This is a genomic window from Bauldia sp. (genome assembly GCF_020442045.1).
Taxonomy (GTDB): Bacteria; Pseudomonadota; Alphaproteobacteria; order Rhizobiales; family Kaistiaceae; genus Bauldia.
On sequence record NZ_JAGRLA010000067.1, the window covers coordinates 1 to 6,536 of the forward strand.

The 6,536-nt window shown below is 67.6% G+C and carries 8 protein-coding genes and 1 tRNA gene; all 9 read left to right on the forward strand.

Annotated elements, in window-relative coordinates; genetic code table 11:
* Positions 1-384: hypothetical protein (locus KDJ86_RS07735; RefSeq protein ID WP_291744542.1), on the forward strand; the 384-nt coding region annotated here is incomplete at its 5' end.
* Positions 371-1,618, forward strand: a complete 1,248-nt coding sequence (locus tag KDJ86_RS07740; protein WP_291744549.1) for a DNA-packaging protein — start codon at positions 371-373, stop codon at positions 1,616-1,618. The genes KDJ86_RS07735 and KDJ86_RS07740, both read left to right, overlap by 14 nt.
* Positions 1,619-1,917: 299 nt before the next feature.
* The gene (locus KDJ86_RS07745) at positions 1,918-2,919 is read left to right on the forward strand and encodes a hypothetical protein (protein WP_291744543.1); all 1,002 of its coding nucleotides are present in this window, start codon (positions 1,918-1,920) and stop codon (positions 2,917-2,919) included.
* Between the two features lie 131 nt (positions 2,920-3,050).
* The gene (locus KDJ86_RS07750; RefSeq protein ID WP_291744544.1) at positions 3,051-3,236 is read left to right on the forward strand and encodes a hypothetical protein; all 186 of its coding nucleotides are present in this window, start codon (positions 3,051-3,053) and stop codon (positions 3,234-3,236) included.
* Positions 3,237-3,363: 127 nt separating this feature from the next.
* A tRNA-Val gene (locus KDJ86_RS07755) sits at positions 3,364-3,438 on the forward strand.
* Between the two features lie 251 nt (positions 3,439-3,689).
* Complete coding sequence (locus KDJ86_RS07760; protein WP_291744545.1) at positions 3,690-4,427, forward strand: sulfotransferase; 738 nt, start codon at positions 3,690-3,692, stop codon at positions 4,425-4,427.
* A 169-nt stretch (positions 4,428-4,596) separates the two neighbouring features.
* A complete protein-coding gene (locus KDJ86_RS07765; protein ID WP_291744546.1) occupies positions 4,597-5,391 on the forward strand; it encodes a DODA-type extradiol aromatic ring-opening family dioxygenase in 795 nt (264 codons plus the stop codon).
* Between the two features lie 117 nt (positions 5,392-5,508).
* On the forward strand, positions 5,509-5,727 hold the full coding sequence (locus KDJ86_RS07770) for a hypothetical protein (protein ID WP_291744547.1): 219 nt from the start codon (positions 5,509-5,511) through the stop codon (positions 5,725-5,727).
* 194 nt (positions 5,728-5,921) lie between these two features.
* Positions 5,922-6,431, forward strand: coding sequence for a hypothetical protein (locus KDJ86_RS07775; protein WP_291744548.1), 510 nt, complete (start codon positions 5,922-5,924; stop codon positions 6,429-6,431).
* Positions 6,432-6,536: the final 105 nt, after the last annotated feature.

Here is a 6,536-nt window from a genome sequence, read left to right on the forward strand (position 1 = left end):
TGGACCCGGCCGCCCGACGCGCCGCGCGCCGCGCCGCGCCGCGAGGGCGGCACGGCCGGCCGGCGGCTGGCGACAAGCCTCGACGATGCCGGCTCGGTGATGGGGCGGCTGATCGGCGCTGTCGACCGGCAGGTGGCGATGATCGAGACGCGGCTCAGGAAGCAGGGGGCGGCGGTCGAGGAGAAGGACGCGCGCATCCTCGGCAACCTCGCCAAGACACTTGCAACCCTGATGGCGCTCGAGCGGGACGGCGGCGCGAAACCCGACAGAGCGGAGCCTTCCGATCGTGGCCAATTCCGAGCCGAGCTTGCGCGGAAAATTGCAGCTTGGGCTGCAGAGGGGGAAGAACCCGCTGACCCTGCTGGAGATCCTGAACGAGGCTGAGGCGGAGTTCATCAGCCGCGAGTGGATCGGCTTCGCGCGGCCCGACCAGCTGCCGCCGGCCGGCGACTGGCTGACCTGGCTGATGCTTGGCGGCCGCGGCGCCGGCAAGACCCGCGCCGGGGCGGAATGGGTGCGCGGGCTCGCGCTCGGCATTCCGCCTTTCGCCGACGGGCCGGTCGAGCGCATCGCACTGGTCGGCGAGACCTTCGCCGACGTGCGCGAGGTGATGATCGAGGGGATATCCGGGCTGCTCAGGGTCCACGAGACCGCCGAGCAGCCGGAATGGCAGCCGACCCGGCGGCGCCTGGTGTGGCGAAACGGGGCGGTCGCCCAGGCCTTCTCGGCCGAGGATCCGGAGGGCCTGCGCGGACCCCAATTCGCCGCCGCCTGGAGCGACGAGCTCGCCAAGTGGCGGCATGCCGAGGCGACCTGGGACATGCTGCAATTCGGGCTTCGGCTGGGGACACGGCCGCGCCAGATGGTGACCACCACGCCGCGGCCGACGCCGCTCCTCCGCCGGCTGATCGCCGCGAGCGACACCGCGATCACCCGTGCCACCACCCGCGCCAACCGGAAGAACCTCGCCGCCGGCTTCATCGAGCGGGTGGTCGGGCGCTATGCCGGGACGCGGCTCGGCCGGCAGGAGCTGGAGGGCGAGCTGATCGAGGACAGGGCGGACGCATTGTGGCAGCGCGCGGCGATCGAGGCGGCGCGGATCGAGGCGCCGCCGCCGCTTCGCCGCATCGTCGTCGCCGTCGATCCGCCGGCCTCCGAGCGGAGCGGTACCTGCGGCATCGTCGCCGCCGGGCTCGACCGCGACGGCATCGGCCATGTCATCGCCGACGCGACGGTCGCGGCCGTTCTCCCCGACCGCTGGGCGGCGGCCGCGACCAGGCTCTACCGGCGGCTCGACGCCGACGCGCTGGTCGCCGAGATCAACCAGGGCGGCGACATGGTCGAGGCGGTGCTCGGCCAGGTCGACCCCGGCGTGCCGGTCACCAAGGTGCGCGCGACGCGGGGCAAATGGCTGCGCGCCGAGCCGGTGGCCGCACTCTATGCGCGGGGACGGGTGCGCCATGCCGGGACCTTTCCCGAGCTCGAGGACGAGCTCTGCGACTTCGGACCGGACGGGCTGTCGTCGGGCCGCTCGCCGGACCGGCTCGACGCGCTGGTCTGGGCGATCGCGGCGCTGATGCTCGGCCCCGACGGCGAGCCGCGGGTGAGGGGGGTGTGATCGCCGCGCGGGCCGGAAGCGAACGGCGGCGGAAGACAGGTGCGAGCGCCAGGCGGCGACCGGCCGGCGGGACGGAGGATTGCTTGCCGACATGCTGGTGGCGCCGTCCATTCGTCGCCTCGCCGGCACCGGCCGGGATCGCGCGCCATCGCTCCGCCGGCTTCGCCCGGGCCCCCGGCATGGATGCCTTGTCCTCGACCGCGGTGGATGGGATCGAGGACAAGAAACAACCTGTTGTACCCATCAGGAATATGCGCCTATTATGACGATAGGCGAGGCAACAGGACAAGGGGCGTCGCATGGGGGGATTCCTGGGCAGGGTCGACGACGTCTGGCGGCTCTTGAAGCCGCTCGCCCTTTTCCTGGTGGCGGTTGGAGGCTATCTGCTCACCGCCTTGACGGCTTTTCAGATTGTCGATTATTTCGTCGGCGAGGCCAACGCTAAGTCCAATTTCGCGTATTATTTTGTTTTTATTGTTATTTCCATTGGCGTATTGTTGTTGTCAATGCGCGTTATCTTCAATTCAAAAAAAGAGAAATACGCGAACATTGTCAGCGATACGCATCAAATCCAGCATGAGATCAGAAATCTTACGACGTTTCTGAGGAGGATAAAGATAGGTAATGGAAATATCAATGAAGTAGAAATTATCGCAGAAACGATAAGGAGGGATCTCCAGAAGATACTTGATAGGGTGAGTTCCGTCTTTTCAATATTGACTTCTACGAATTGCCGGGCGTCGCTCAAGGTGCTTTCGGAAAAACAGGGCGTGATGTATGTCGTTGTCTACGCACGGGATAGCAAGACACAAAGTCGCGTAAAGGAACTGGACCAGCTGAGGGAGTCGGAAAATTGCGATCCGCTGAAGAAAAACAGTGGATTCTATACGATGTTTCAGAAAAAATATAAGATATGGCACTATTTCAATAATAATCTTCCGATGGACAAGGAGCTCCGGTCGACGAGCAAGGACGCCTACGACGGCAGCTTCGCCTCGGACGTCTATACGCCGAGCTGGTGGGGCCGAATGACCGCCAGCCATTGGGTGCTGCCGTATCGCAGCACCGTCAGCGCGGCGATCCGGCTCGGCGACGCGGATGGCGACGACGTGCTGCCGGACGTCATCGGCTTCCTGGCGGTCGACAGCGAATCGCGGAATGTCTTCAACCGGCGCAGAGACGTGGACCTGGTCTTTTCCGTGGCGGACGCCCTTTACCATCCGCTAAACGAAATACTGTCCATTGAACGGGCCGCGGCGGCGGCCGGGCAGGGATCTCCCCCTGGCCCGACCGGAGCCTGACGGTGGCGGCCCGCCGGGAGCGGGAGGCCGGACCTCGCCCGGGCGCGCCGGAGGTTGAACGAAAAAAGGTCGTACTTATCGGTCAAATGCCCTATCTAGACGAACTGAAATGAACAAAGGAGCGGACTGCCATGTCATGGTTGGCAACACGGCACGCGTCCCAGAACGACAGTGAGAAGCAGGAATTCGAGATCAACCTGGAGACGGTGAATGCGCAGGAAGGCCTGTTCGCCATCGTTTCGACCGACGAGGATGGCGAGCAGCACCGCACCCTTGTCCGGTCATCGTCTCGTTATTTCGCTCGTCTGACCGACTAGCCGCCTGAAATCCGCACGGTCTCGTCTTGCGCATTCGCGCCGGTGCGACAAGCGCTTGCGCTGGCCGAACCGCGCCTGCTATATGCGGGCGCATGTCGCCGGGCCCGACACGGGGCCGGCGACGGATGGGCGGTTAGCTCAGCGGGAGAGCACTACGTTGACATCGTAGGGGTCACTGGTTCAATCCCAGTACCGCCCACCATTTTCCCCGCCGGTTCAGTCAGTTACAGAGGCCGTGCGGCTGGGGACCCGGCCGCGCTCCGCGATTTTGGGAGCGGCTTGGGAGCAAGGGGTCAGGCCCGCAGCGTCATCACCTTCCGCTCCGGCCCGGAGAGCCGGGCATCGAAGCCCGCGGCGACGGCTTGGCGAGGCCGGACTCCGGCACGGTTTCGCGCTACCATCGGCGGCCCGCAACGCGACTGATTGGCCCGGATCGCCGACAAGCCCGCCCGCATGGAAGGACTTCTGCTTCTCACCCCGCCGCGCAGCGGCTCGACCGCCATGGCCGCGTTCATGGCCCAGAGCCCGGCGATCGGCGGGCTGCAGCGCCGCTTCGAGGGACAGTGGCTGGTCGATGACCTTCGCGATGACGACCGCTGGGACGGGGCGAAGCCCCGTGCCTATGACCGGATCGGGGCGGTGTGGCGGGAAGCGGCGGCCAGGGCGGTGGAGAACCAGCCGGCGATCCGCTTCTTCGTCGAGAAGAGCCCGCCCAACATGGTGCGCTACCGGGAGATCGCCGCGCTCTTCGATCGCGTCCGGGTGGTGATCAGCAATCGCGATCCGTACGCCTGTGTCTCGTCCGACGGCTATCGCCGCCATGGCTTCGAGGGGCTCGGCACGGCGGAGCGGCTGACGCGGGTCGAGGAACTGGCCGGACGTTGGCTCCGGTTCGGCCGCATCCTGAAGGGGATCGCCGAACGGGAGGGGTATGCGCGGACGAGCTATGAGGCATTCTGCGCCGAGCCGGCCGGCCTCTTCGCGTGCTTCGGCCTGGCCGGGGACCTTGCGGCGGAGGCCGACCGGCGGCACCGCGTCAGGGTCAAGGACTACCCGGCGCAGCCGGTCAGGAACATGAATGACGAGCAGATCGCCAAGCTGTCGGCGGCGGAGATCGCGCGGATAGGCGAGGTGCTGGAGCGCGACAGCGACGTGCCGGACTTCTTCGGCTACGCGATCCGGCCGGGGTGAGGCGGAGGCGATAGACGCGGCCCGCGTTGCGGTCGGCGCGGACCGGCCTATATGTGCGCTACGCGTCGTCCCCTTCCAGTCGCGGCGAGGCCGGTTGTCCCGGCCCGGCCCGCGAGTATCCTGTCCGAAAATCCCAGCCATCCCCCGGCGGCGCGAAGAGTCCAAAGCCATGACCACGCCCAGCCTGTTCATCTCCCATGGCGGACCGAATATCGTGCTCGACGACACAGAGGCGCGCGACTATCTCCGCGGCCTCGAGGGCCTGGTCGGCAGGCCTTCGGCGATCGTCGTCATGTCGGCCCATTTCGAGACCCGCGGCCCGGTGGTGGTCGGCGATCCGGCGCCGGGCATGATCTACGACTTCGGCGGCTTTCCCGACGAGCTCTACCGGATGGTCTATCCGGCGCCGGGCTCGCCGGAGCTCGCGGCGCGGATCAAGACGATGCTCGACGCGGCGGGCATCCCGACGGTGGTCGCGCCCGAGCGCGGCTACGACCACGGCACCTGGACGCCGATGATGCTCGCCTTCCCTGAAGCCGATATCCCGATCGTCCAGCTGTCGATCGATCCGGGCCGGGATGCCGCCTATCACCATGCGCTCGGCAGGGCGCTGGCGCCGCTCCGCGAGGAGAATGTGCTGCTGGTCGGTTCCGGCCACATCACCCACAACCTCCGCGCCGTCTTCAACGCGATGCGGCGCGGCCTGGCGCCGGATCCGGAGATGGCGGACAAGGTCGACGCCTTCACCGGCTGGTTCGCCGACGCCTTCGCCAAGGGCGACCGGGACGCGATCCTCCACTGGAAGGAGCGGGCGCCCTTCGTCACCGAGAACCACCCGACCGACGAGCACCTGATGCCGCTCTTCTTCGCCTATGGCGCGGGCGGCGAGGGAGCCGAGGCAGTGCGCGCCCACGATTCCAAGCAGATGGGCTTCTTCGCCTTCGATTCCTGGCTGTTCCGCTAGCCGAACCGGCGCTGTGGCAGAGCGACGCGGCGCCGTTGTTTTTCCACGATTGGCGGTATGATCGCAGATGCACGGACCGGCGCCGGAGGGCGCCGGCCGCAAAGGGGACCCGCGGCAATGGCGGCAGGAGTCGCGACGATCGGAGTGCACGGGAGCCGGGCGGCACGCCCCGGCGGCGCCTACCTGCTTGCCGGCGGCGTCGCGGTGATGGCGATGTTCCTGTCCTTCCACCCGCCGGTCCGCGGCGTCGCGCCGTATCCGGCCTGCGCGCCGGCAGCGGCCGCCGATTCCTGCGCTGTGCCCGGGCTCCTCGACCCGTTCCCGTCACGGGCCTGAGCGGCACGTCCCCGCTTCATTTTTCCAAGCCATTGCAGGAGGTTGCGGCGAATGTGGCGGAGGTCACAGCGCCGCGCCGCGGTTGGCGTTAATAAAATGGCATCGAACACACGGGGTCCGGCCAGGAGGTTGACGGACCCGGTTCGCCCCGACCGGGCACGGTCCCGGAAGGCAGCAGGCAGGGGAGAGAGATCATGGCAAGGCATTTCGGCAAGGCCATCACCGTCGCAGCCGCACTGGCATTCACCGCCGGGACCGCCGCCGTCGCGCTCGCCCGCATCCCCACCGGTCCGGCGCTCGACGAGGCGATGCTGGATGACGGCACCGATTTCGAGGAGATGGCGATGGCCGCTCCGGTCGATGCCGGGCCGCTCTTCGTCGCCGATGCCTCCGGCGCGGTGCCGGCCTGCATGACCGACGAGGACGTGATCCAGCAGCTCCAGGCCGATCGCGACCAGCTCGGCGGCGAGACCGTGATGCTCGCCGGCGGCCTCGAACAGGCCTTCGCCGACACCTGGCGCCGCCAGACCAACGCCGACCTGGTCGAGGTCTCGACGGTGCTCGCCCATGTCCTGCCCGAGGGCGACGCCAGCTTCGTCGATGTCGTCGAGATCGGCGTCGACGGTTGCGCCCTGAGCCGCACCGTCATCACCGGCGACGACTGGCGCTACCTGCTGGTCCAGGCCGCCGGCGTCGAGGCCTGACCCCCGACCGAATTCCCCGGTTCCCGAGAAGTCCCGCCTGTCTCCGCTCGCTGCCCTGTCATTGTGGCTGGTGCGCGAGGCGGGCGGCAGCCGTTGGAACGGCCA